Source organism: Curtobacterium sp. DN_7.5 (genome assembly GCF_022655355.1).
Lineage (GTDB): Bacteria > Actinomycetota > Actinomycetes > Actinomycetales > Microbacteriaceae > Curtobacterium > Curtobacterium luteum.
This window is the reverse complement of the sequence record NZ_CP093378.1, coordinates 2,621,762-2,642,330: the sequence shown is the minus strand read 5'-3', so window position 1 is coordinate 2,642,330 and position 20,569 is coordinate 2,621,762. Positions and strand designations below refer to the sequence as shown.

Sequence of the window (20,569 nt, the reverse complement as noted above, 5' to 3'; positions counted from 1 at the left end):
ACCGGCGCGCTCGCGTGACCGGCGCGCTCGTCCGGCGACTGGTGCCGGGTGCTGACCGGCCGGTCGACGCGGCCGTCGCCGGTGACGCGACTCGTGCCTCCAGGCCGGGAGGCACGACCCGCCTACCGCGCGCGCCGCACGTCCCAGAGATGGTGCACCGGGTCGTGCGCGTAGTACGTCGCGAGCGTCGCGACCGTGAACACGCTGCCGTCGGACCGGAGGCCCGTCCGGCCGAGGTCCGCGTCGGCGACCGCCGCGAACGCGCGAGCGGCGCGCTGCCCGGCGTCGACCAGCTCGCGCCCGACCACCGCCGGGTCCTGCCCGGCGTAGTCGTCCTCGACCGCGGTGGCGTCCTGGTCCCAGTTCGCGAAGGTCGGCTCGTCGTGCTCGAGCATCAGCGCGAGCCGCTCCGTCATCTTCCGGTGCACGTCGCGGACGTGCGCGGCGTACTCGAGCGGGGACCACGTGTGGTCGTCGGGACGCACGCGGACGTCGTCGCGTTCGAGGACCGCCGGCCACGCGGCGGTGTTCTCCTCGATGACCGCGGGGACGTCGCGCACGGACACGGACCGTCCGTCGAAGCCGCACTCGGGGCACGTCGCCTCGATGACCCAGGTCCAGTTCTTCGTCTCGGGTTCGATCGCCATGGCCGAACGGTACCGGTCGACGTTCAGGTTCCGCGATCCCGCATGCCCGCGCGGAAGCGGCACCACCCCCGTCCGGGGGACACGCCGTTGCCTGTGAATGCCCACACAATGACATGTCGGTTGGTCGGTATCGTCGTCGGCTGTCCGACCGGCCGATCGGTCCGACCAGAATCACCTCGGCCGAGCCGTCCCCCAGAGAGGAACCGATGGGATCCGACCCCAGCAGTACCCAGCAGCGACGACGCCTCCGCGTGAGCGACGTCACCGTCGTCGACAAGAGCATGATGCGCCGAGCGGTCGGCGGCATGGTCGTCGGCAACACCATGGAGTGGTACGACGTCGGGGTCTACGGGTACCTCGCCGTCACGATGGGGAAGGTGTTCCTTCCGACGGCCGAGCCGGCGGTGCAGGTCCTCTTCAGCCTCGGCGTGTTCGCGGCGACGTACATCGCGCGTCCGCTCGGCGGCATCGTGTTCGGACGGCTCGGGGACCGGCTCGGACGGCAGCGGGTGCTCGCCACGACCCTGGTGCTGATGGCGTCGTCGACCTTCCTCATCGGCGTGCTGCCCGCCTACGCCACGATCGGTGCGCTCGCGCCGGTGGTGCTGGTGGTCCTCAAGCTCCTGCAGGGCTTCTCGACGGGCGGTGAGTACGCGGGTGCGACCACGTTCGTGACGGAGTACGCGCCCGACCGCCGTCGCGGGTTCTTCGCGAGCATCCTCGACTTCGGCAGCTACATGGGCTTCGCGCTCGGCGCCGCGGTGGTCACGGCGCTGCAGCTCACGCTCGGCGATGCCACCATGACCGCGTGGGGATGGCGGGTGCCGTTCCTGCTCGCGGGCCTGATCGGCGTCGTCGCGATCTACTTCCGACTCCGGATCGAGGAGTCGCCGGTCTTCCAGGCGACCCAGGCCGCGCAGGAGGCCTCCGCGGAAGCACGCTCCGAGGCCACCGGCCAGCGCCCGACCAGTGTCGTCGCGATGGTCCGCGAGCACTGGCGTCCGATCCTCATCGCCGTGATGCTCGTCGCAGCGTCGAACACCGTCGGGTACGCCCTGACCTCGTACATGCCGACCTACCTCACCGACTCGCTCGGCTACTCCGCGCTCGACGGCACGCTGCTGACCATCCCCGTGCTGGTGCTCCTCGCGGTGGTGCTGCCGCTCACCGGTCGGCTGTCGGACCGCCTCGGTCGCCGGGTCGTGATGTGGATCGGCGCCGCGACGACCGTGGTGCTCGTCGTGCCGGCGTTCCTGCTCATCGCGCACGGGGCACAGTGGTCGACGCTGCTCGGGCTCGGCCTGCTCGCCCTGATGACGGCGCTCTGGGTGTCGAACCAGGCCGCGTCGCTCCCGGCGCTGTTCCCGACCTCGACCCGCTACGGGGCGATGGGCTTCGCGTACAACATCGCGATCGCCGTGTTCGGTGGGACGACCCCGCTCATCGTCCAGGCGCTGCTGACGTGGACGGGTGACGAGCTCGCGCCGGCGTACTTCCTCATGGCCATGAGCGCGCTCGGGGCCGTCGGGGTGTTCTGCATGCGGGAGTCGTCGCAGCGGCCGTTGCCCGGCTCGATGCCCGCGGTCGAGACGGAGGCCGAGGCCCGCGAGCTCGTGCTGACGCAGGACACGAACCCGAACCTCGACCTCGGGGACCTGCCGTTCGCCGCGGCCGACGCCGTCCGCGAGGCCCAGGGGACGCCGGAGTCGGTCGCCCACTGACGCGTTCCGGTGCCGGCGTCTGGCGCGCGGGTCGGCGTCGGCCGCCGGCTGCCGCTGCGGAACGACGGCGCCGTCGTCGTACGACAACAGCGCCGTCGTCCGTTGCACGCGCGAACCGTTGCGGACGCGGCACGGCGACGAGGCCGTTGTCGGACGACGACGGCCTCGTCGTCCGACAGCGAGCGACGAGCCGCACCCACCGCGGACCCGCTCAGCCGCGGACCCGCTCCGCCCGCGTACGCTCCGCCTCACTCACCCCGGCGCCCGTGCGACGGGTCCAACGTCGGCCACACCGGGAACGGATCGGCCCACGTGCGCCACACGTCCGGGCCGGCCAGCAGCTCCTCGGCCGTGAGGAGCGCCGAGTCGAGCGCCCGTTCGATCCCGTGCACGTCGAGCCGCTCGCCGACGAACCACAGCGCCTGCCCCACGGGTGCGTCCGCGTCCCACGACCGGTTCGCGGTGGGGTCGAGCGCGAGCATCGCCCCGAAGCTCGACCACGCGCCGACGTGGTCCGGCCGCGACGCCAGCCGGAAGAATCCCTTCGACCGCAGCACCCGCCCGTTCACGCCCGCCGCGAGGTCGTGCTCGATGACGCGCGCGAGCCGTCCGGGGTGGAACGGCAGCGGTTCGCGGTAGCGCAGCGTCACGAGGGAGTCCCGGTCGCTGCGCGGTGGGAAGTCGAGGTCGGCACCGCTCGAGAGCGCCCGCATCCACCCGGCGCCGCCCGTCAGGAGCCGCGCCGCGCCGCCGTTCGACGCGGGGAGGTCGAGGGGACCGCGCACCGACCGTCCGCTGACCACGAGCGCGTGCGGCGCCATCCGGTGCAGCAGTGCCACGAGCGCACGTCGGCGGCGACCGGACAGCGGCTCGATCCGGTCCAGCACGATGACGGTCGCGTACTCGACGAGGGCGCTGATCCGTTCGGCGGCGACGAACGCGTCGTCCACGTCGCTCCAGAGCAGGTGTGCGACGTCGTCCGCGCGGAGGACGCTCACGACGTGACGCAGGACGCGGTCGTCACCGGTCTCGGAGCGGGCGGCGTTCGCGAGCATCATGCCCACCGCCCGGACGTCGGTGCCGGCCGCGAGCGAGACCACCAGACCGTGGTCGGCCTCGGGACCGCACGAGCGGTCGAGTCGGTCCGCCCGTTCGGCGACGGCACGGGCGACGGTGACGGCACTGCCGCGGACCCGCATCGCGTGGTCGCGTGACGGGCCGTTCCCGAGCAGCCGTTCCGCGAGACCGTGGGCGTCGGCGTCGTGCAGGGCGGAGACGAGGGTGATGGCGGCGGATCGCATGTGCGGTACTCTACATGAGAACCGTTATCAACTAGGAGGTCCACCATGCAGGTCCGCAACTCGCTCAAGGCGCTGAAGAAGATCCCCGGGTCGCAGGTCGTCCGCCGTCGGGGCCGGGTCTACGTCATCAACAAGCAGAACCCGCGGTGGAACACCCGCCAGGGCTGACACCGACGCCCTTCCGTAGGGTGGCAGCATGCGACTGCTGCTCATCCGCCACGGCCAGACCCCCGCGAACGTGCACGGCATCCTCGACGCCGAGGTGCCCGGACCCGGCCTGACCGAGCTCGGGCAGCAGCAGGCCGAGGCGCTCCCCACCGCCCTCGCGGCGCGCGGCATCGAGCGGCTCTTCGTCTCTTCGATGGTCCGCACGCAGCTGACCGCGGCCCCACTCGCGGCCGCGCTCGGTCTCGAGCCCGTCGTGCTGCCCGGTCTCCGGGAGATCGAGGCCGGCGACACCCAGGGCAAGAGCGACAAGGTCTCGGTGCAGACGTACATCGCCACCGTGCACGGGTGGTCGCAGGGGGACCGCACGACGCGGATGCCCGGGGCCGAGAGCGGCACCGAGTTCTTCGAGCGGTACGACGACGCGGTCCGGCAGATCGAGTCGACCGGGGTGTCGGTCGCGGCCGCCGTGAGCCACGGTGCCGCGATCCGGACGTGGGCGAGTGCGGCGGCGCAGAACACACCGGACGAGTTCGGGACGGAGCGGCACCTGGAGAACACCGGGATCGTCGAGCTGGAGGGCTCGTCCGAGGACGGCTGGCGGCTCGTCGACTGGGAGGGGGAGCCCGTCGGCGGCGAGGACCTCATCGACCGGACCGCGCAGGACCCGACGGGCGAGCGCTTCTGACGGCGGGTCGCGCGTCGCGACCCCGTGACGGACCGGAGGCCCGGTACCAGCTGGTACCGGGCCTCCAGTCCGTCGTCCGCTCGCGTCGGGACGCGACCTGCGCGGACTACGCGGGCTGCGCCGCCGTGTGCAGCGGCACGATCACACCGTGCGACTCGCGCAGGACGTCGAGCGTGCGCTGGACCTCGTCGGCCCGCTCCTCGGTCGTCCAACCGAGCGCTCCCGCCATCACGTCGGCGAGCTCGTCGAGCAGGTCGATCGTCACGCCGCCGACGAACGCGAGGTTCGTACGACGCAGCACCACGTCGACCAGGTGCACGGCCTGCTCGTGCTCGGCGAAGTACGCGACCTCGGCACGGGTGAGCTTCGGGTCGGACTCGAGCGGCTCGACCGGGCCGTCGGTGAGGACGTCCACGACCTCGGCGGCACGGGTGCCGTAGCGCTCGAGCAGCCCCTCGACGAGATCGGCGTCGAGGCCGTCGCGGTGCGACTTGACCCACAGCGCACGCTGGGCGTCAGTGGCCGGGAAGTCCTTGCCGCCGCCGATCGGCATGCCGGTCGTGTCGACCTTGCGGGCGACCCCGAGCTTGGTCGTCGCCTCGGTGGAGAGGTGTGCGGCGAGGGCGCGGAAGGTGGTCCACTTGCCGCCGACGAGCGACAGCACCGTCGAGTCCGGCAGGCCGGCGATCGGGGTGTCGACGATCCGGTAGTCGCGGGACACGAAGCCGGGGGCGGTGTCCTCGTGGCGGGGGAGCGGACGGATGCCGGAGTAGCTGTAGACGATGTGGTCGCGCGTGACCTCGATCTGCGGGAACACGTGCTTCACGAGTCCGAAGAAGTAGTCGATCTCCTCCTCGGTCGTGGTCACCGGCTGCGACGGGTCGGCGTCGATGTCGGTCGTGCCGATGAGCACCCGGCCCTTGAGCGGGTAGATGAGCACGATGCGACCGTCGTTGTTCTCGAAGAACAGCTCGCGGCCCTTGGTCGCCTCGAGCAGCTCGTCGTTGTGCACGACGATGTGGGAGCCCTTCGTGCCGCCCATGAACTTCGTCTCGCCGCCGAACGCCTGGTTCGTCAGGTCGGTCCAGGGGCCGGAGGCGTTGATCACGACGTCGGCGGTGAAGACGAACTCCGAACCCGTCTCGCGGTCGCGGAGCACGACGCCACCGTCACGGGTGCCGGCGGCCTCGACGTAGTTGACGGCGCGGGCGGTGGACGCCGAGCCGGTGCCGGAGCCGGCGGCGAGGCCGTCCTTGAGCACGTCGAGCGCGAGGCGCTCCGGCTCGTGCACGGAGGCGTCGTAGTAGGTCCCCGTGTACTTGAGGTCCTTGTTGAGCGCCGGCATGTCCGCGAGCGCGGCCTTCTTCGTCAGGAAGCGGTGCTTCGGCACCGAGCCGCCGTCGCGCGAGAAGGAGTCGTAGATCGTCATGCCGATCTTGATGAGCGCCGCGCCGCGCTCCTTCGTGGAGCGCTGCTTGTGCGTGAGCATGCGGAGCGGGGCGTTCATGATGCCGGAGAACGTCGAGAAGATCGGCATGGTCGTCTGCAGCGGCTTGACGTAGTGCGGGGCGATACGGATGAGACCGTTGCGCTCCTGCACGCTCTCGCGGACGAGGCGGAACTCGCCGTTCTCGAGGTAGCGGATGCCGCCGTGGATCATGTGGCTCGACGCCGCCGAGGCGCCGCTCGCGTAGTCGCCGCGCTCGACGAGTGCGACGTCCACGCCCTGCAGGGCGAGGTCGCGGAAGGTGGCGATGCCGTTGATGCCACCACCGACGATGAGGACCTTGGCGTTCGGGCGCTCGGTGAGCGCCGACACCGTGTTCCGGGGCTGCGTCTTCTTCGACATGTGTCGCTTCCTTGCTCGATCGGTTGGTTCGATCTCGATCGTGCTCCTGGGTGAGAGGCCGGGCAACTCGCGTGCACGAACGTGCAGCACACCTGTCGGAGACCCTCCCGACCGGGCCGGGAGGCGCGACAGGGGTTGCAGAGGCCGTGCACGTCCGTGCATGGTTGCGATGGCAAGAGATCGGAGCACCATGAGCGATGCCGCCCAGCCCGTGCGCACCCAGCAGGCGCTGCGCGCCGCGCACCTGTACTACCTGCAGGACCTGACGATGGACGCCATCGCCGACGAGCTGGGGACCTCGCGGTCGTCGGTCTCCCGGCTGCTGAAGTACGCCCGTGACACCGGTCTCGTGGACATCCAGATCCGCTCGCCCCTCGACCAGGCGGCCGCGCTCAGCCGCTCGATCCGGTCGCGCTTCGGGGTGCACGCGCACGTCGTCCCGGTGCCGGACCACACGAGCGACGTCGACCGGCTCGAGCGGGTCGCGCTGTCGGCGGCCCGGATCCTCACGCAGTACATCGACTCGAACATGGTCATCGGGATCTCGTGGGGTTCCACGGTCAGCGCCGTCAGTCGGTACCTCGTGCCGAAGACCACGCACGGGTCGACGATCGTGCAGGTGAACGGTGCCGCGAACACCCGCACGACGGGCATCGTCTACGCGTCCGAGATCCTGCGGCGGTTCGGCGAGGCGTACGGCGCCTTCGTGCAGCAGTTCCCCGTGCCGGCGTTCTTCGACGACCCCGCGACGAAGGAGATGCTCTTCAAGGAGCGGTCGATCCGCCGCGTGCTCGACCTCCACGAGCGGATGGACCTCGTCGTGTTCGGGGTCGGTGCGCCGCAGGCCCCGGTCCCGTCACACGTCTACTCGGGCGGCTACCTCGACCCTGCCGACCAGCAGGAGCTCGTGCGTGCGAAGGTCGTGGGCGACGTCTCGACGGTGTTCTACCGCGCGGACGGCTCGTGGAAGGACATCGGCGTCAACGCCCGGGCCGGCGGACCGGACCTCGACACGATCAAGCGCGCGCCGCGCCGGGTCTGCGTGGTGGCCGGTCGGTCCAAGGCGGCGTCGCTCCGCGGGGCGCTGGCGGCGGGGCTCGTGACCGACCTCATCCTCGACGAGAGCATCGGGCAGGCCATCCTGCAGCCGTGACGGAGCCGCTGCGACCTGGGGATCGTCCGATCTGCGCGGAGCGATGTCGGTGGTACCCCGTACATTCCTGTGCATGGTGTCCCGCAACGAGACCGACCTGTCGTCGACAGCGTCCGGAGCCACCGGACCCACCCTCCCGACCGGGGTGCCGCCCCGTGCCTCCCGACGGGTCGTCGGTCAGGACCTCGACGAAGCCCTGACCTTCTTCGGCGACGGCTACGACCTCCGCGCCCCGCGGGTCCGTCGGGTACGCCCCACCACCCCGTGGACCTTCGGCGGCGTCGGCGACGGCCGTCTGTCCCTCGTGTCGTCCCGGTTCGGGGTCGACCTGCGGAGCAAGAGCCGTGTCGACGACGCCTTCCTCGTCGCGTGGATGAGCTCGGGCGCGAGCACGATCACGTACGGCGGCGACGAGGTCGAACTGCGCGCCGGCGTCCCGGTCGTGCTGCCGTTCGCGGACGTCTACCAGCTGCACCACCACGACATCGCGCTGAACCTCGTGCACCTCGACCGCGACCACGTCCGGGCCGTCGTCGGCGACGACGAGTTCGCGTTCGAGGCCCTCCGCCGACCGACGGCCGAGGGCCTCCGCACCTGGCAGGATACGGTGCGCCTGCACTCGCCGCGCTGGCTGGACGTCTCGAACGACCTCGGCCCGCTCGAGCAACGCGACATCGCCGAGGCCTTCGTCCGTGCCGCGATCGCCGCGTTCCCGGAGCGGAGCCGCTGGCGCGCGGTGGTCACGGGTACGGGCCCCGAGCACGAACGGCTCCGGAAGGCGCTCGAGTTCGTGCACGACCACGCCCGCGAGCCGATCGGCACGCCCGAGATCGCGGCGGCGGCCGGCCTCAGTCCGCGCGGACTCCAGCAGTCGCTGCGCCGGAACCTCGGTCAGACCCCCGGGGACGTCCTCCGCGCCGCCCGGCTCGACGGCGCCCGCACGGACCTGCTCCGCGGCGCTCCGGACGGCACGACGGTCGCGCAGGTCGCGCGGACGTGGGGCTTCGGTCACCTCGGACGGTTCTCGGCGTCGTACCGGGCGCGGTTCGGGGAGCTGCCCAGCGAGTCGCTCCGCACCGGCTGACGCGCAGCCGCTGCCGGACGGGATCCGCCGGTAGCGTGCTGGCATGGACATCGTCGTCGCCCTCCGATCCGCCCTCGACGACCCCGACGGGGTGGTCGTCCGGACCGACGTGCCGGTGCTCGACGCCGCCCGCACCGACCAGTCCGGCTGGGTGGCCGACGGCGCACCGGCCGCCGTGGTCGATGCGCGGACGGTCGCGCACGTGCAGGCGACCCTCCGCACGTGCTCGGCGCTGGGCGTCCCCGTCGTCCCGCGCGGCGCCGGGACCGGACTCGCCGGGGGTGCGAACGGCACCGACGGATCGGTCGTGCTGAGCGTCGCCCGCATGGACCGGATCCTCGAGGTCTCCGTGGCGGACGAACTCGCGGTCGTCGAACCCGGTGTCCTGAACGCCAAGCTGAACGAGACCGTGGCCCGGCACGGGCTCCGCTTCGCCCCGGACCCCGCGAGTGCCGCGATCTCGAGCATCGGCGGCAACATCGCCACGAACGCCGGCGGCCTGCGCTGCGTCAAGTACGGCGTCACCCGGGAGGCGGTGCTCGGCCTCGACGTCGTCCTCGCGGACGGGCGACTCGTCTCGACCGGGCATCGCACGGTGAAGGGCGTCACCGGCCTCGACCTGACGGCCCTGATGGTCGGTTCCGAGGGCACCCTCGGGGTCATCGTCGGCGCGACCGTCCGGCTCGTGCCCGTCCCGCCGGGGGAGCCGGCCACACTCGGCGCGGTGTTCCGGACCGTGCACCACGCGGCGGCGGCCGCGGCGGCCGTCGTCACCGCGGCGACCGAGGGTGCCCCGCGCCCGTCCACCGTGGAACTGCTCGACGAGGCGGCGCTCGCGGGCATCGCCGACCACCTCGGGCCCGCCGTCATGGCGGAGACAGTGGGGAGCGGCCAGGAGGGCGGGGTGTTCCTCCTCGTGGAGTACGACGGCCCGGGTGCGACGGAGGCCGCGCTGGGTGCCGCACCGCGCCTCCAGGCCGAGGGCGGCACCGTCCGCCTGGCGGGGTCGGCGGCGGAACGCGACCGCCTGCTCACGATCCGCCGGTCGTTCCACGCGGCGATGACGGCCCGGGGACGCGTGCTGATCGAGGACGTCGCCGTGCCGCGGAGCCGCCTCGCCGAGATGTTCGACCGGGTCGCGGCGATCAGTCGCGACCACGGCGTCGCGATCCCGACCGTGGCGCACGCGGGCGACGGCAACCTGCACCCGAACTTCGTGTTCGACGGCGACGTCGTGCCGCAGCGGGTGTGGGACGCGGCGGACGCACTGTTCCGGGCGGCGATCGAACTCGGCGGGACGCTCACGGGTGAGCACGGGGTCGGAGTGCTGAAGCGGCACCACCTCGGTGACGAGCTCGGCGACGACGTGCTCGGACTGCAGCGCGGCATCCGTCGGGTGTTCGACCCGCAGGGGATCCTGAATCCGGGCAAGGTGGACTGATTCCCGAATCTCGTCGAACGGAAGCGCTCTTCGTCGCGCAGATGTTCGGCCGAAACGAGTCCGTAACGAACTCCGGCGCATCGTGGTGTCGAACGAGCACCGCCCACGAAGGAGTCCGTGATGCTGATCGGCGTCCCCACCGAAGTCAAGAACAACGAGTACCGCGTCGCGGCCACCCCGGCGGGCGTCGCGGAGCTGACCCTGCACGGCCACGAGGTCCTCGTGCAAGCCGGAGCCGGAGTCGGCTCGGCATTCCCGGACGACGAGTACACCGCGGCGGGCGCGACCATCGTCGGCACCGCGGACGAGGTCTGGGCGCGCGCCGAGATGATCCTCAAGGTCAAGGAGCCCGTCGCGTCCGAGTACGCGTCGATCCGACCGGGGCAGGTCCTCTTCACGTACCTCCACCTCGCCGCCGACCGCCCGCTGACGACGGCGCTCATGGAGTCCGGTGCGACGGCCATCGCCTACGAGACCGTCCAGCTGCCGGACCGTTCGCTGCCGCTCCTGTCGCCGATGTCGGAGATCGCCGGCCGACTCTCCGCCCAGGTCGGCGCGTACCACCTCATGCGCACGAACGGCGGCCGCGGACTGCTGCTCGGCGGCGTGCCCGGGACCCCGAAGGGCCGTGTCGTCGTCATCGGTGGCGGTGTCGCGGGGGAGCACGCGGCGACGATGGCGCTCGGCCTCGGCGCCGAGGTCACCGTGTTCGACATCAGCCTGCCGCGCCTGCGTGCGCTCGACGCCCGGTTCGACGGGCGCATCACGACCCTGCGGTCCTCCTCGCACGCGATCGCCTCGGCCCTGGCGTCGGCCGACCTCGTGATCGGCTCGGTCCTCATCCCCGGGGCCTCGGCGCCGAAGCTCGTGACCGACGCCATGGTCGCGGACATGCAGCCGGGGTCGGTGCTCGTCGACATCGCGATCGACCAGGGCGGCTGCTTCGAGGGCTCGCGGCCGACGACGCACGACGACCCGACGTTCCGCGTGCACGACGCCGTGTACTACTGCGTGGCGAACATGCCCGGAGCGGTGCCGCGCACCTCGACCATCTCGCTCACGAATGCGACCCTGCCGTACGCGGTGGCGATCGCGAACCGCGGCTGGGAGCAGGCGCTCGCCGACGACCCGGCGCTCGCGCTCGGTCTGAACGTGCACGCGGGGCAGGTCACGAACGAGGCCGTCGCGGCCGCGCACGGTCTGGCGGCCGCCGCGCGCTGACGCGGCGGGCGCTGCGCGCTGTCGGCGCGGCCTCGGCGGGCCGAGGGCGGGCCTCGGCGGGCCTCGGCGGGCCTCGGCGGGCCGAGTCTCGCGCTGGGCGACATGGTTCGCGCTCCCGAGCGCGAGCGGTGTCGCCCACGCCGAGTCTCGTGGCCGCGCCGCCGAGTCTCGTGGCGCGTCGAACCGGCCGGGAGGCGCGGTGTGCGCCCGTCCCGCCGGCTCAGCACCGGCGGGCCGAGTCTCGCGCTGGGCGACATGGTTCGCGCTCCTGAGCGCGAGCGATGTCGCCCACGCCGAGTCTCGTGGGGGCGCCGCCGAGTCTCGTGGCGCGTCGAACCGGCCGGGAGGCGCGGTGTGCGCCCGTCCCGCCTGCTCTGCACCCGCGGGCCGAGTCTCGCGCTGGGCGACATGGCTCGCGCTCCCGAGCGCGAGCGGTGTCGCCCACGCCGAGTCTCGAGGCCGTGCCGCCGAGTCTTGTGTCCGCGCGGCCGCGCGGCCGCGCGGCGCGGCCGCGGCGGTCAGGCGGCCGCCAACGACCGCCGCCGCCCGGCCCAGCCCGCCCGGGTCCGGACGAGCACCGTCACGAGCACCACCACGACGACGGCCACCACCGCGGTCACCGCCGTCGGCACCGACACGAGCGGCCCGTCGAGCCGCCCGACCGCGACCCACGCCAGTCCCCAGCACAGCGCGGCCGTCGGCGCGAGCCGCCCCCGGTCCCAGACCGCGAGCAGCACCCCGACGAGCCCGGCCACCGCCGCCACGAGCACGCCCCAGACGTCCTGGCCGAGCCCGAAGCCCCGGAAGCCCGCCGCCGTCAGCACCGCCGCCGTGTTCGCTGCCGTCGCCACGCAGACCCACCCGAGGTAGAGGCCGAACGTGCCGTCCGTGACGATCGCCTCGACGACGCCGGAGGGCCGGGTGCGCCGCAGGACGACGAACGTCCAGACCAGCACGGCGAGGAGCGCCACGATGATCGGCTCGCTCGCCCAGAGGAAGCCGAACTGCACCGCCAGGATCCACGCCGCGTTGAGGAGCAGCGAGAGCGTCGCGGGGAGGGCGAGCCGCGCGTGCCGCTCGTCGTCCGCGGTCCGGAACAGCTGCCGCACCGCGTACACGATCAAGCCGAGGTAGATCACCGACCAGATGCCGAACGCCGGCCCGTCCGGCGCGATCGACGTCGACGAGGCCGACAGCGCCCCGCCCGAGGCGTTCTGGATGGGCGTGCCCCCGGCGGCACCGGACCCGATGAAGGACCCGACTACCGCGACCACCGCGCTCACCACGACGACGATCCGCCAGGACCTGCCGCTCGTTGCTCCGGACATCTCCGCTCCCTTCGTCAGCATGCTGATGACCGGCACGCTACGCGCCCGGCCTGCGCGCGGTGCGTACGGTGGGGGACGTGAGCGTGGAGCTGAACACCGTGTACGTCGACAAGATCGCGCCGATCGCGTGCCCGTCGCTCCCGGACACCTTCCGGATGATCGAGGACCAGGGCGCCAGCGCGTGCATCGTGCTGCACCAGCCCGACGCCGAGGAACTCGGGGACGTCGCCGTGGCACTCGGCCTGCACGAGCTCGCGGTCGAGGACTCCGCAGAGGGGCACCAGCGGCCGAAGCTCGAGCGGTACGGCACGACGCTCTTCGTCGTCCTGAAGCCCGCGGTCTACCACGACGCCACGGAGGAGGTCGAGTTCGGCGAGGTGCACGCCTTCGTCGGCGAGGACTTCTTCCTCGCCGTCGTCCCGGCCGACCCCCGCGGCCCGCAGGCCGTCCCGCGTGCCCTGCAGCGGATGAGCGGCAAGCCGGGCCTCGTCACCGTGGGGCCGCAGGCGCAGCTCTGGGCGCTCATGGACTCGATCGTCGACGGCTACCTCCCGGTGATCGACGGGCTCGAGGAGGACATCAACCAGATCGAGGACCAACTCTTCGCCGGCGTCGCCGGGGTCTCGCGCCGCATCTACGAGCTCTTCGGCGAGGTCGTCGCGTTCCAGCGGGCCGCCCGGCCCCTCGTGTACATGATCGAGAACCTGCACCGCGGTGCCGAGAAGTACCACCTGCCCGTCGAGATGCAGCGGCGCTTCCGGGACGTCCTCGACCACGCCATCCGGACGGTCGAGCGCCTCGACACCTTCCGCCAGCTGCTGCAGAACGCGCTGACGGTCGACTCGACGCTCGCGGCCCAGAAGCAGAACGACGACACGAAGCGGATCTCGGGGTGGGCGGCGATCCTCTTCGCCCCGACCCTCATCGCGGCGATCTACGGGATGAACTTCACGCACATGCCGGAGCTGCAGTGGACCTGGGGCTACCCGCTGTCGATCCTCGCGATGATCCTGTTCGCGGCGGTCCTCTTCGTGGTCTTCAAGGTCAAACGCTGGTTCTGACGGCACCGGACGCACGTGGCGACGGCCTGGAGGCCCGTGGCGGCGCCGCCACGCGCCTCCAGGCCGTCTGCTGCTCGCGCGTCGCGCGCGCGTGTCGCCCTCGGTCGTGTGCCAAGGTCGTTGCATGACCGACGTCGTCCACCTCACCGCCGAGGGTGTCTCCCTCGTCCTCGACTGTTCTCCGGGAGCGCTCCCAGCCGTCGTCCACTGGGGCCCCGCCCTGGGGGACGCGACCGCGGAGGACCTGTCCGCCCTGGCCGCGGCGGACGTCTCGGTCGTCGCGCCGAACGAGGCCGACGTGCCGGTCCGACTCGCGGTCCTGCCGGAGCCCCACCGTGGCTGGGCCGGCCGACCGGGCATCGCCGGGCACCGCGACGGCCGCGACTGGGCGCCCGCGTTCACGGTGTCCTCGCTCGACGTGACCGCGTCGTCGGTGGTCGCCCACGGGGCCGACGAGACCGCCGGCCTCGCGGTCGTCCTGGAGATCGAGCTGACCTCGTCCGGCCTGGTCCGCACCCGCGCCGAGGTGACGAACACCGGGGAGGGTGCGTACACCCTCGACGACGTGCACCTCGCGCTGCCGGTCCCGGACCGCGCCCGCGAGGTGCTCGACCTCGCCGGCCGCTGGGGCGGCGAGCGGACCCCGCAGCGGAGCGTGCTGCACGTCGGGACCCACGAGCGCGACAACCGCCGCGGCCGCACCGGCCCGGACGCCGCCACCGTGCTGTCGGTCGGCGAGCCCGGGTTCGGGTTCGGCCACGGCGAGGTCTGGGGCGTGCACACCGGCTGGAGCGGCAACCACCGGCACCTCGCCGAGCGGCTGTCGACCGGACGCCAGGTCGTCGGCGGCGGGGAACTCCTGCTCCCGGGCGAGGTCCAGCTGGCGACGGGGGAGTCGTACCGGACGCCGTGGGTGTGGTTCGCGTACGGGGACGGCCTCGACGACCAGGCCCGCCGCTTCCACCGCTGGCTCCGCCGCCGTCCGCAGCACCCGTCGACCCCGCGGCCGATGACGATCAACGTCTGGGAGGCCGTCTACTTCGACCACGACCTCGCCCGGCTCACCGACCTCGCCGAACGCGCCGCGGCCCTCGGCGTGGAGCGGTACGTCCTCGACGACGGGTGGTTCCGGAACCGGCGGGACGACCACGCGGGCCTCGGCGACTGGTACGTCGACGAGGGGGTCTGGCCGGACGGCCTCGGGCCGATCGTCGACCGCGTCCGGGGCCTCGGCATGCAGTTCGGGCTCTGGTTCGAGCCGGAGATGGTGAACGAGGACAGCGACCTCGCACGTGCGCACCCGGAGTGGATCATGCAGGCCGACGGTCGGCTCCCGGTCCGCTCGCGCGACCAGCAGGTGCTCGACCTCGCCATCCCGGAGGCGTTCGCGTACGTCCTGGAGCGCATGACCGCGATCATCGGCGAGTACGAGGTCGACTACGTCAAGTGGGACCACAACCGGGACCTCGTGGACGCCGGCTTCCCCGGTGGTGGTGCGGCGGTGCACGAGCAGACGCTCGCGACGTACCGGCTGATGGCCACCCTCAAGGACCGGTTCCCGGCGCTCGAGATCGAGTCGTGCTCGTCCGGCGGCGCCCGCGTCGACCTCGGGGTGATCGAGCACACCGACCGCGTGTGGGTCTCCGACTGCATCGACCCGTCCGAGCGGCAGCGCATGCACCGGTGGACGCAGCAGCTGCTACCGCCGGAGCTGCTCGGAGCCCACATCGCGAGCGGCACGAACCACACGACCGGCCGCTACCACGACCTCGCGTTCCGGGCCGGCACCGCGGTCGTCGGCCACCTCGGGATCGAGTGGGACCTCGCTCGTGCCACCGAGGGGGAACTGCGCGACCTCGCCGCGTGGACCGCCCTGTACAAGGAGCTGCGGCCACTGCTGCACGGTGGCGACCTCGTCCGCGTCGACGAGGTCGAGCCGACGCGCCTGGTGTACGGCACCGTGTCCCCGGACAAGCGCAGCGCCGTGTTCTTCCTCGCGAGCACCGGCTGGGCGGACGTGTCGAACACCGGTCGGGTCCGCTTCCGCGACCTCGACCCGGACACGCGCTACCGGGTCGAGCCGGTCGTCGTCGGCGAGCTGCACGGACTGAAGGCGCCGTCGTGGTGGGACGGGCAGCGCGAGTTCAGCGGCCGCGTGCTGACGACCGTGGGGGTGCAGCCGCCACACCTGCCGGCCGACGCCGTGGTGCCGTTCCGCGTCACGGCGGTCTGACGCGCGACCGGTGCTCGGTAGGCTCGACGCCATGCCGCGCACCGGTCCCGCCACGCCCACCGGTCATGCGGTCGCCCCCGGCCGGGCCGCCCCCACCGGCCACCTGACCTCCGGACGCGCGATCCGCATCGCCGTCGTCACCGCCCTCGTCGGCGTGGCGGGCGGCGTCGCCGGCACCGCGGTGTGGCTCGCGCTGCAGCTCATCCAGTTCGTCGCGTTCGGGTTCCCCTACGGCGGCCACCTCGAGGCGGCCGACGCCGAGTCCGGGTGGGCGCGGTTCCTGGCGGTCGCCGCGGCGGGCGTGCTCACCGCCGTCGCGTGGTGGGCGCTCCGGCGGTGGGCGAAGCCGACGGTGGCGGTGACCGCGGCGGTCGCCGGCAAGCGGATGCCCGCGGTCTCGACCGTGGCGAACGCCGGCGTGCAGATCCTGGCGGTCGGCCTCGGCGGCTCGATCGGCAAGGAGGTCGCGCCGCGCGAGATCGGGGCCTGGCTCGCCCAGGTCGTCACCGTGCGCGCCGGGCTCTCGCCCCGCGAGACGCGCATCCTCGTCGCGTGCGGCGCGGCGGCCGGTCTCGCAGCGGTGTACGACGTGCCGCTCGGGGGTGCCCTGTTCGCCGTCGAGGTCCTGCTCGGGGAGCTCACGTTCGCCACGGCGGTGCCGGCGTTCGCCACGAGTGCGATCGCCGCGTTCACCGCTCGGCTCGTGATCCCCGACGAGGTGCTCTACCACGTGCCGTCGATGCCGATGTCCGAGTCGCTGCTCGTCTGGTCGGTGATCGTCGGGCCGGTGCTCGGCTTCGCAGGGATCGGCTTCGTCAAGCTCACGAACCGGCTGCAGGCCATCGCGCCGAAGGGCTGGCACCTCCTCGTCGTGCTCCCCGTGGCGTTCGCGCTCGTGGGGCTCGTCGCGGTGTGGTTCCCCGAGGTCCTCGGCAACGGCCGGGCGCTCGGCGTGGTGGCGATGAACGCCTCGCTCGACGACGCCGCCGTGGTCGGACTCGCGCCGATCCTGCTCCTGCTGGTACTCGGGATCGCGAAGACCGCGACCACCGCCGTCACGATCGGCGCCGGCGCGGTCGGCGGCACGCTCACGCCGTCCATCGCGATCGGGTCGGCCGTCGGCGGCGGACTCGGTGGTCTCTGGCTGCTGCTCTGGCCCGTCGGCTCGTCGTCCCTCGCCGCCTTCGCGTTCGTCGGTGCCGCGGCGTTCCTCGCGACGACGATGCGCGCCCCCTTCACCGCCCTCGTGCTCGTGCTCGAGTTCACCCAGCAGGGCACGGACATCCTCGTCCCCGCGCTGCTCGCCATCGCCGGGTCCGTCGCCGTGTCGTACGTGCTCGCCCGTCGTCGCAGCGCCCAGATGGCCTGACCGGTCCCGGGGCGCGGACACCGGACCGCCTCCGGGCCTACCATCGGCGGCACGCGGGGCAGACCGGTCCCGCCCGAGGGAGGAGCCGTTCATGGCCGGGTTCGACGACATCACCAAGAAGGCACAGCAGTTCCTGCAGGACGGCAAGGTGCAGGACGCCCTGAAGAGCGAGCAGGCCGAGAACGTCAGCGACAAGGTGCTCGACGGCGTGGCCGACGCGGTCAAGAAGGCCACCGGGGGCAAGTTCGACGACAAGATCGACGGCGCCCGGGACAACGTGGACAAGCACATCGGCAACGAGTAGCGGCGTCCACGGGGGTCCGACTGGACGCCGACGGGAACAACGACCACGATTGACGGGTTGTCCGTGACCGGCGACACCAGGAGGACCGACCCGTGACGATCGTGGGACCGAGCACACCGCTCACCGAGGACGAGGTGGCCCGCATCCGCGCGGACTTCCCGATCCTGCAGCAGGAGGTGAACGGCCGGCCGCTCGCGTACCTCGACTCCGGCGCGACCGCCGAACGACCGGTGCAGGTGCTCGACGCCGAACGCCGGTTCCTCGAGCACGACAACGCTGCGGTCCACCGCGGGGCCCACACGCTCGCCGCGCTGAGCACGGACGCCTACGAGGACGCCCGAGCCACGGTCGCCGGCTTCATCGGGGCCGCCAGCCCGCGGGAGGTCGTCTGGACGAGCAACGCGACCGACGCCCTCAACCTCGTGGCGTACGGGTTCGCGAACGCCAGCCGCGGCCGTGGTGGTGCCGCCGCCGGCCGCTTCCGGCTCGCGCCAGGGGACGAGATCGTCGTGACGGAGGCCGAACACCACGCGAACCTCGTGCCGTGGCAGGAGGTCGCGGCCACCACCGGGGCGACGCTCCGCTGGGTGCCCGTCGCCGACGACGGCACCTGGACCGCCGCCGACGCGGCCGCCGTCATCTCCGACCGCACGAAGGTCGTCGCGTTCGCGCACGTCTCGAACGTCACGGGCATGGTCGCCCCGGTCGCCGAGGTCGTGGCGCTCGCCCACGCGAAGGGCGCCCTCGTCGTCCTGGACGCCTGCCAGTCGGCCCCGCACCGGCCAGTCGACGTCGGAACGCTCGGCGTGGACTTCGCCGCGTTCTCGGGGCACAAGATGCTCGGGCCGAACGGCATCGGTGTCCTGTGGGGCCGAGCCGACCTGCTCGACGCGCTCCCGCCGTTCCGGACCGGTGGGTCGATGATCACCACCGTGACGATGGAGTCGAGCGAGTACATGCCCGCGCCCGAACGCTTCGAGGCGGGCACGCAGCCGGTCTCGCAGGCCGTCGCGCTCGCCGAGGCCGTGCGGTACCTGCAGCGGCTCGGGATGGAGCAGGTCCGCGCGCACGAGGAGCACCTCGCACAGCGGATGCTCGACGGGCTCGCCGACGTCCCGGGCGTCCGCGTCGTCGGGCCACCGGCCGGCGTGCCCCGGTCGGGTCTCGTCGCGTTCGACGTCGACGGGGTGCACGCCCACGACGTGGCGCAGTACCTCGACGCCGAGGGCATCGCGGTCCGCTCGGGCCACCACTGCGCGCAGCCGCTGCACCGGCGTCTCGGGCTCGTCGCGTCGACCCGGGCGAGCACGTACGTCTACACGACGGAGTCCGACGTCGACCGCTTCGTGCAGGCGGTGGGGGAGATCCGCGGGTACTTCGGGGCCGAAGGGGCCGAAGGGGCCGAGGGGGCCGGTGCCCGGTGAACGCCCTCGACTCCCTCTACCAGCAGGTCATCCTCGACCACGCGAAGGCCCGGCACGGCGACGGTCCGCTCGACCACGCCGACGCCGAGCACTTCGAGCGGAACCCGACGTGCGGCGACGAGATCACCGTGCGGGTCAGGCTCGAGTCGGGCACCGACCGGATCGCCGAGATCGCCTGGCAGGGCGACGGCTGCTCCATCTCGATGGCGTCCGCCTCCGTGCTGACCGACATGGCGACCGGCCGCACCGTCCCCGAGCTGCTCGCCCTCACCGAGACGTTCCGCGAGATGATGCGCTCCCGCGGGGTGGGCGAGCCCGACGAGGACGTCCTCGAGGACCTCGTGGCGTTCCACGGCGTCTCGAGGTTCGTCATGCGGGTGAAGTGCGGCATGCTCGCGTGGGTCGCCGCCGAGGCAGCGGTCCGCGAAGCCGCCGCCTGACCCGACCGGTCAGCGACCGCGCCGCGAGGCCGACCACGTCTCGCGCGGCAGCTCGCCGAACTCCGCGCGGTAGCTGCTCGCGAAGCGACCGAGGTGGCCGAACCCGACGGCGCGGGCGACGTCCCCGACGCTCGCCGCCTCGCCCGACTCGAGCTGCTCCCGGGCGAGCAGCAGGCGGATGCGACGGAGGTACGTCGTCGGTGTGACGCCGTGATGTCGCCGGAACGCCTCCTGCAGGCCCCGGATGCTCAGTCCGGCGGCCTCGGCCACGTCCTCCACCGAGATCGGCTCCGTCGCGTGCTCGAGCAGGAAGCCCTCGGCGCGGGCGAAGCGGGCCGCGGCGGCGGTCGGGGGCGGTCCGTGCTCGCCGATCGGCCAGTGCGGGATCGCGGTCAGCAGCCCACCGGCGGCGAACCGGGTGAGCTCGCGCTCCCGGGACTCGGGCACGACGGTCGGCCCGCGGAGCACCTCGGCGGCGACGGCGCGCACCATCAGCCAGAACGCCGCCAGTTCCGGCCCCTCCGGGATGTGGTGCGGTTGGAACTCGAGCGGACCGGGACGCCACGCGCCGCGCTCCGCCGCGACCTCCTCGACGGTGCGGCGGTCGATGCGGATGAGGTCGAGCTCGTAGCCCGTCCACCGCACGTGCTGCGGGTCGTGCCGGAAGAGCGACGGCCGTCCGGTGGGGACGTCGTGGTCGTCGTCCACCGAGCCGCTGCCGGACTTCAACCAGAACAGGACCATCGCGGTGTCCGCGACGACCTCGCCGCGCACGTCGCCCGTCGAGGCGGACGACCAGAGCGAGAGCAGGTCCGTGCCACGGCGGCGCACGTCGAACGTGAACTCCTCGGCACCCGTGTCGACGTCCGCCCGTCGCAGGTCGGGCAGCCCGAGCAGCTGCTCGGCCGCCTGCGTCGGGTCGCGGGTCGTCGCGGACCACCGGGTGCGCTGCATGGACTGGGACACCCTTGCATCCTGCCGTGGATGGCGTCGTCGCGCTCAGGAAGCGCGCCGTGCGCGGACCGGCGCCCCGCGCCCGTGGCGAGCGCAGTCCGACCGCAGGCCGCACAGCGGACCGCGCCCCGGGCCTCCCGGCCGGACGTCACACGACGCAACGCGCGTGGCGGTCGCCGCTCGGCG

At 72.8% G+C, this 20,569-nt stretch carries 18 protein-coding genes; 13 read left to right on the top strand and 5 right to left on the bottom strand.

Translation table 11 applies throughout. From position 1 onward, the window contains the following. Nucleotides 1-122 precede the first annotated feature (122 nt). Entirely contained in the window at nucleotides 123-647 is a 525-nt protein-coding gene (locus MON03_RS12190; protein WP_242088610.1) for a DinB family protein, read from the bottom strand. Nucleotides 648-853: 206 nt separating this feature from the next. On the opposite strand from MON03_RS12190, the gene MON03_RS12185 reads away from it, so the two are divergent. After that, a complete protein-coding gene (locus MON03_RS12185) occupies nucleotides 854-2,368 on the top strand; it encodes an MFS transporter (RefSeq protein ID WP_242088607.1) in 1,515 nt (504 codons plus the stop codon). Between the two features lie 248 nt (nucleotides 2,369-2,616). Here MON03_RS12185 and MON03_RS12180 read toward each other — a convergent pair whose 3' ends face one another. Beyond that, nucleotides 2,617-3,669 carry a GTP-binding protein gene (locus MON03_RS12180; RefSeq protein ID WP_242088606.1) on the bottom strand — a complete coding sequence of 351 codons (1,053 nt, stop codon included), beginning with the start codon at nucleotides 3,667-3,669 and terminating at the stop codon, nucleotides 2,617-2,619. 45 nt (nucleotides 3,670-3,714) lie between these two features. Here MON03_RS12180 and ykgO point away from each other — a divergent pair, with 45 nt between their 5' ends. Together ykgO and MON03_RS12170 are read left to right on the top strand one after the other, a co-directional pair. Beyond that, nucleotides 3,715-3,837 (top strand): type B 50S ribosomal protein L36, encoded by a 123-nt coding sequence (gene ykgO, locus MON03_RS12175; protein ID WP_242088603.1) that lies wholly within the window; start codon nucleotides 3,715-3,717, stop codon nucleotides 3,835-3,837. 28 nt (nucleotides 3,838-3,865) lie between these two features. Beyond that, nucleotides 3,866-4,522, top strand: a complete 657-nt coding sequence (locus MON03_RS12170; RefSeq protein ID WP_175328182.1) for a histidine phosphatase family protein — start codon at nucleotides 3,866-3,868, stop codon at nucleotides 4,520-4,522. Nucleotides 4,523-4,628: 106 nt separating this feature from the next. Here MON03_RS12170 and MON03_RS12165 read toward each other — a convergent pair whose 3' ends face one another. Continuing rightward, nucleotides 4,629-6,371, bottom strand: coding sequence for a glycerol-3-phosphate dehydrogenase/oxidase (locus tag MON03_RS12165; RefSeq protein ID WP_175328183.1), 1,743 nt, complete (start codon nucleotides 6,369-6,371; stop codon nucleotides 4,629-4,631). A gap of 190 nt (nucleotides 6,372-6,561) precedes the next feature. On the opposite strand from MON03_RS12165, the gene MON03_RS12160 reads away from it, so the two are divergent. From MON03_RS12160 to ald, 4 genes are all read left to right on the top strand, one after another. Next, entirely contained in the window at nucleotides 6,562-7,524 is a 963-nt protein-coding gene (locus MON03_RS12160; RefSeq protein ID WP_175328184.1) for a sugar-binding transcriptional regulator, read from the top strand. Between the two features lie 73 nt (nucleotides 7,525-7,597). Further along, complete coding sequence (locus MON03_RS12155; RefSeq protein ID WP_242088601.1) at nucleotides 7,598-8,608, top strand: AraC family transcriptional regulator; 1,011 nt, start codon at nucleotides 7,598-7,600, stop codon at nucleotides 8,606-8,608. Nucleotides 8,609-8,651: 43 nt separating this feature from the next. Further along, on the top strand, nucleotides 8,652-10,049 hold the full coding sequence (locus MON03_RS12150; RefSeq protein WP_242088599.1) for an FAD-binding oxidoreductase: 1,398 nt from the start codon (nucleotides 8,652-8,654) through the stop codon (nucleotides 10,047-10,049). Between the two features lie 120 nt (nucleotides 10,050-10,169). Continuing rightward, nucleotides 10,170-11,270: an alanine dehydrogenase gene (gene ald, locus MON03_RS12145; RefSeq protein ID WP_242088598.1), complete on the top strand. Its 1,101-nt coding sequence runs from the start codon at nucleotides 10,170-10,172 to the stop codon at nucleotides 11,268-11,270. 518 nt (nucleotides 11,271-11,788) lie between these two features. Here the strand turns inward: ald and MON03_RS12140 are convergent. Continuing rightward, nucleotides 11,789-12,598, bottom strand: coding sequence for a TspO-related membrane protein (locus tag MON03_RS12140; protein ID WP_242088597.1), 810 nt, complete (start codon nucleotides 12,596-12,598; stop codon nucleotides 11,789-11,791). Nucleotides 12,599-12,675: 77 nt separating this feature from the next. Between MON03_RS12140 and MON03_RS12135 the strand changes: the two genes are divergently transcribed. The 6 genes from MON03_RS12135 (at nucleotide 12,676) to sufU (ending at nucleotide 19,429) form a co-directional block, all read left to right on the top strand. After that, nucleotides 12,676-13,659, top strand: a complete 984-nt coding sequence (locus MON03_RS12135; RefSeq protein WP_242088596.1) for a magnesium and cobalt transport protein CorA — start codon at nucleotides 12,676-12,678, stop codon at nucleotides 13,657-13,659. 124 nt (nucleotides 13,660-13,783) lie between these two features. Beyond that, a complete protein-coding gene (locus MON03_RS12130) occupies nucleotides 13,784-15,892 on the top strand; it encodes an alpha-galactosidase (RefSeq protein WP_242088595.1) in 2,109 nt (702 codons plus the stop codon). Nucleotides 15,893-15,923: 31 nt separating this feature from the next. Beyond that, a complete protein-coding gene (locus MON03_RS12125; protein ID WP_242088594.1) occupies nucleotides 15,924-17,261 on the top strand; it encodes a chloride channel protein in 1,338 nt (445 codons plus the stop codon). Between the two features lie 91 nt (nucleotides 17,262-17,352). Further along, on the top strand, nucleotides 17,353-17,565 hold the full coding sequence (locus MON03_RS12120; protein ID WP_022904554.1) for an antitoxin: 213 nt from the start codon (nucleotides 17,353-17,355) through the stop codon (nucleotides 17,563-17,565). A 101-nt stretch (nucleotides 17,566-17,666) separates the two neighbouring features. Further along, nucleotides 17,667-18,989, top strand: a complete 1,323-nt coding sequence (locus MON03_RS12115; protein ID WP_242091466.1) for an aminotransferase class V-fold PLP-dependent enzyme — start codon at nucleotides 17,667-17,669, stop codon at nucleotides 18,987-18,989. Beyond that, nucleotides 18,986-19,429 carry a Fe-S cluster assembly sulfur transfer protein SufU gene (sufU, locus tag MON03_RS12110; protein WP_242088592.1) on the top strand — a complete coding sequence of 148 codons (444 nt, stop codon included), beginning with the start codon at nucleotides 18,986-18,988 and terminating at the stop codon, nucleotides 19,427-19,429. The genes MON03_RS12115 and sufU overlap by 4 nt, the downstream gene beginning before the upstream one ends. Nucleotides 19,430-19,438: 9 nt before the next feature. Here the strand turns inward: sufU and MON03_RS12105 are convergent, their stop codons facing one another. Beyond that, nucleotides 19,439-20,395, bottom strand: a complete 957-nt coding sequence (locus MON03_RS12105; RefSeq protein ID WP_175329540.1) for a helix-turn-helix transcriptional regulator — start codon at nucleotides 20,393-20,395, stop codon at nucleotides 19,439-19,441. Nucleotides 20,396-20,569 lie beyond the last annotated feature (174 nt).

Excerpts from the sequence above, each read along its gene's own strand:
- MON03_RS12165 (WP_175328183.1), bottom strand. The coding sequence starts at position 6,371 with ATGTCGAAGAAGACGCAGCCCCGGAACACGGTGTCGGCGCTCACCGAG.
- MON03_RS12150 (WP_242088599.1), top strand. The coding sequence starts at position 8,652 with ATGGACATCGTCGTCGCCCTCCGATCCGCCCTCGACGACCCCGACGGG.
- MON03_RS12120 (WP_022904554.1), top strand. The coding sequence starts at position 17,353 with ATGGCCGGGTTCGACGACATCACCAAGAAGGCACAGCAGTTCCTGCAG.
- MON03_RS12140 (WP_242088597.1), bottom strand. The coding sequence starts at position 12,598 with ATGTCCGGAGCAACGAGCGGCAGGTCCTGGCGGATCGTCGTCGTGGTG.
- MON03_RS12170 (WP_175328182.1), top strand. The coding sequence starts at position 3,866 with ATGCGACTGCTGCTCATCCGCCACGGCCAGACCCCCGCGAACGTGCAC.
- MON03_RS12125 (WP_242088594.1), top strand. The coding sequence starts at position 15,924 with ATGCCGCGCACCGGTCCCGCCACGCCCACCGGTCATGCGGTCGCCCCC.
- ald (WP_242088598.1), top strand. The coding sequence starts at position 10,170 with ATGCTGATCGGCGTCCCCACCGAAGTCAAGAACAACGAGTACCGCGTC.
- MON03_RS12155 (WP_242088601.1), top strand. The coding sequence starts at position 7,598 with ATGGTGTCCCGCAACGAGACCGACCTGTCGTCGACAGCGTCCGGAGCC.
- MON03_RS12160 (WP_175328184.1), top strand. The coding sequence starts at position 6,562 with ATGAGCGATGCCGCCCAGCCCGTGCGCACCCAGCAGGCGCTGCGCGCC.
- MON03_RS12185 (WP_242088607.1), top strand. The coding sequence starts at position 854 with ATGGGATCCGACCCCAGCAGTACCCAGCAGCGACGACGCCTCCGCGTG.
- ykgO (WP_242088603.1), top strand. The coding sequence starts at position 3,715 with ATGCAGGTCCGCAACTCGCTCAAGGCGCTGAAGAAGATCCCCGGGTCG.
- MON03_RS12190 (WP_242088610.1), bottom strand. The coding sequence starts at position 647 with ATGGCGATCGAACCCGAGACGAAGAACTGGACCTGGGTCATCGAGGCG.
- MON03_RS12130 (WP_242088595.1), top strand. The coding sequence starts at position 13,784 with ATGACCGACGTCGTCCACCTCACCGCCGAGGGTGTCTCCCTCGTCCTC.
- MON03_RS12180 (WP_242088606.1), bottom strand. The coding sequence starts at position 3,669 with ATGCGATCCGCCGCCATCACCCTCGTCTCCGCCCTGCACGACGCCGAC.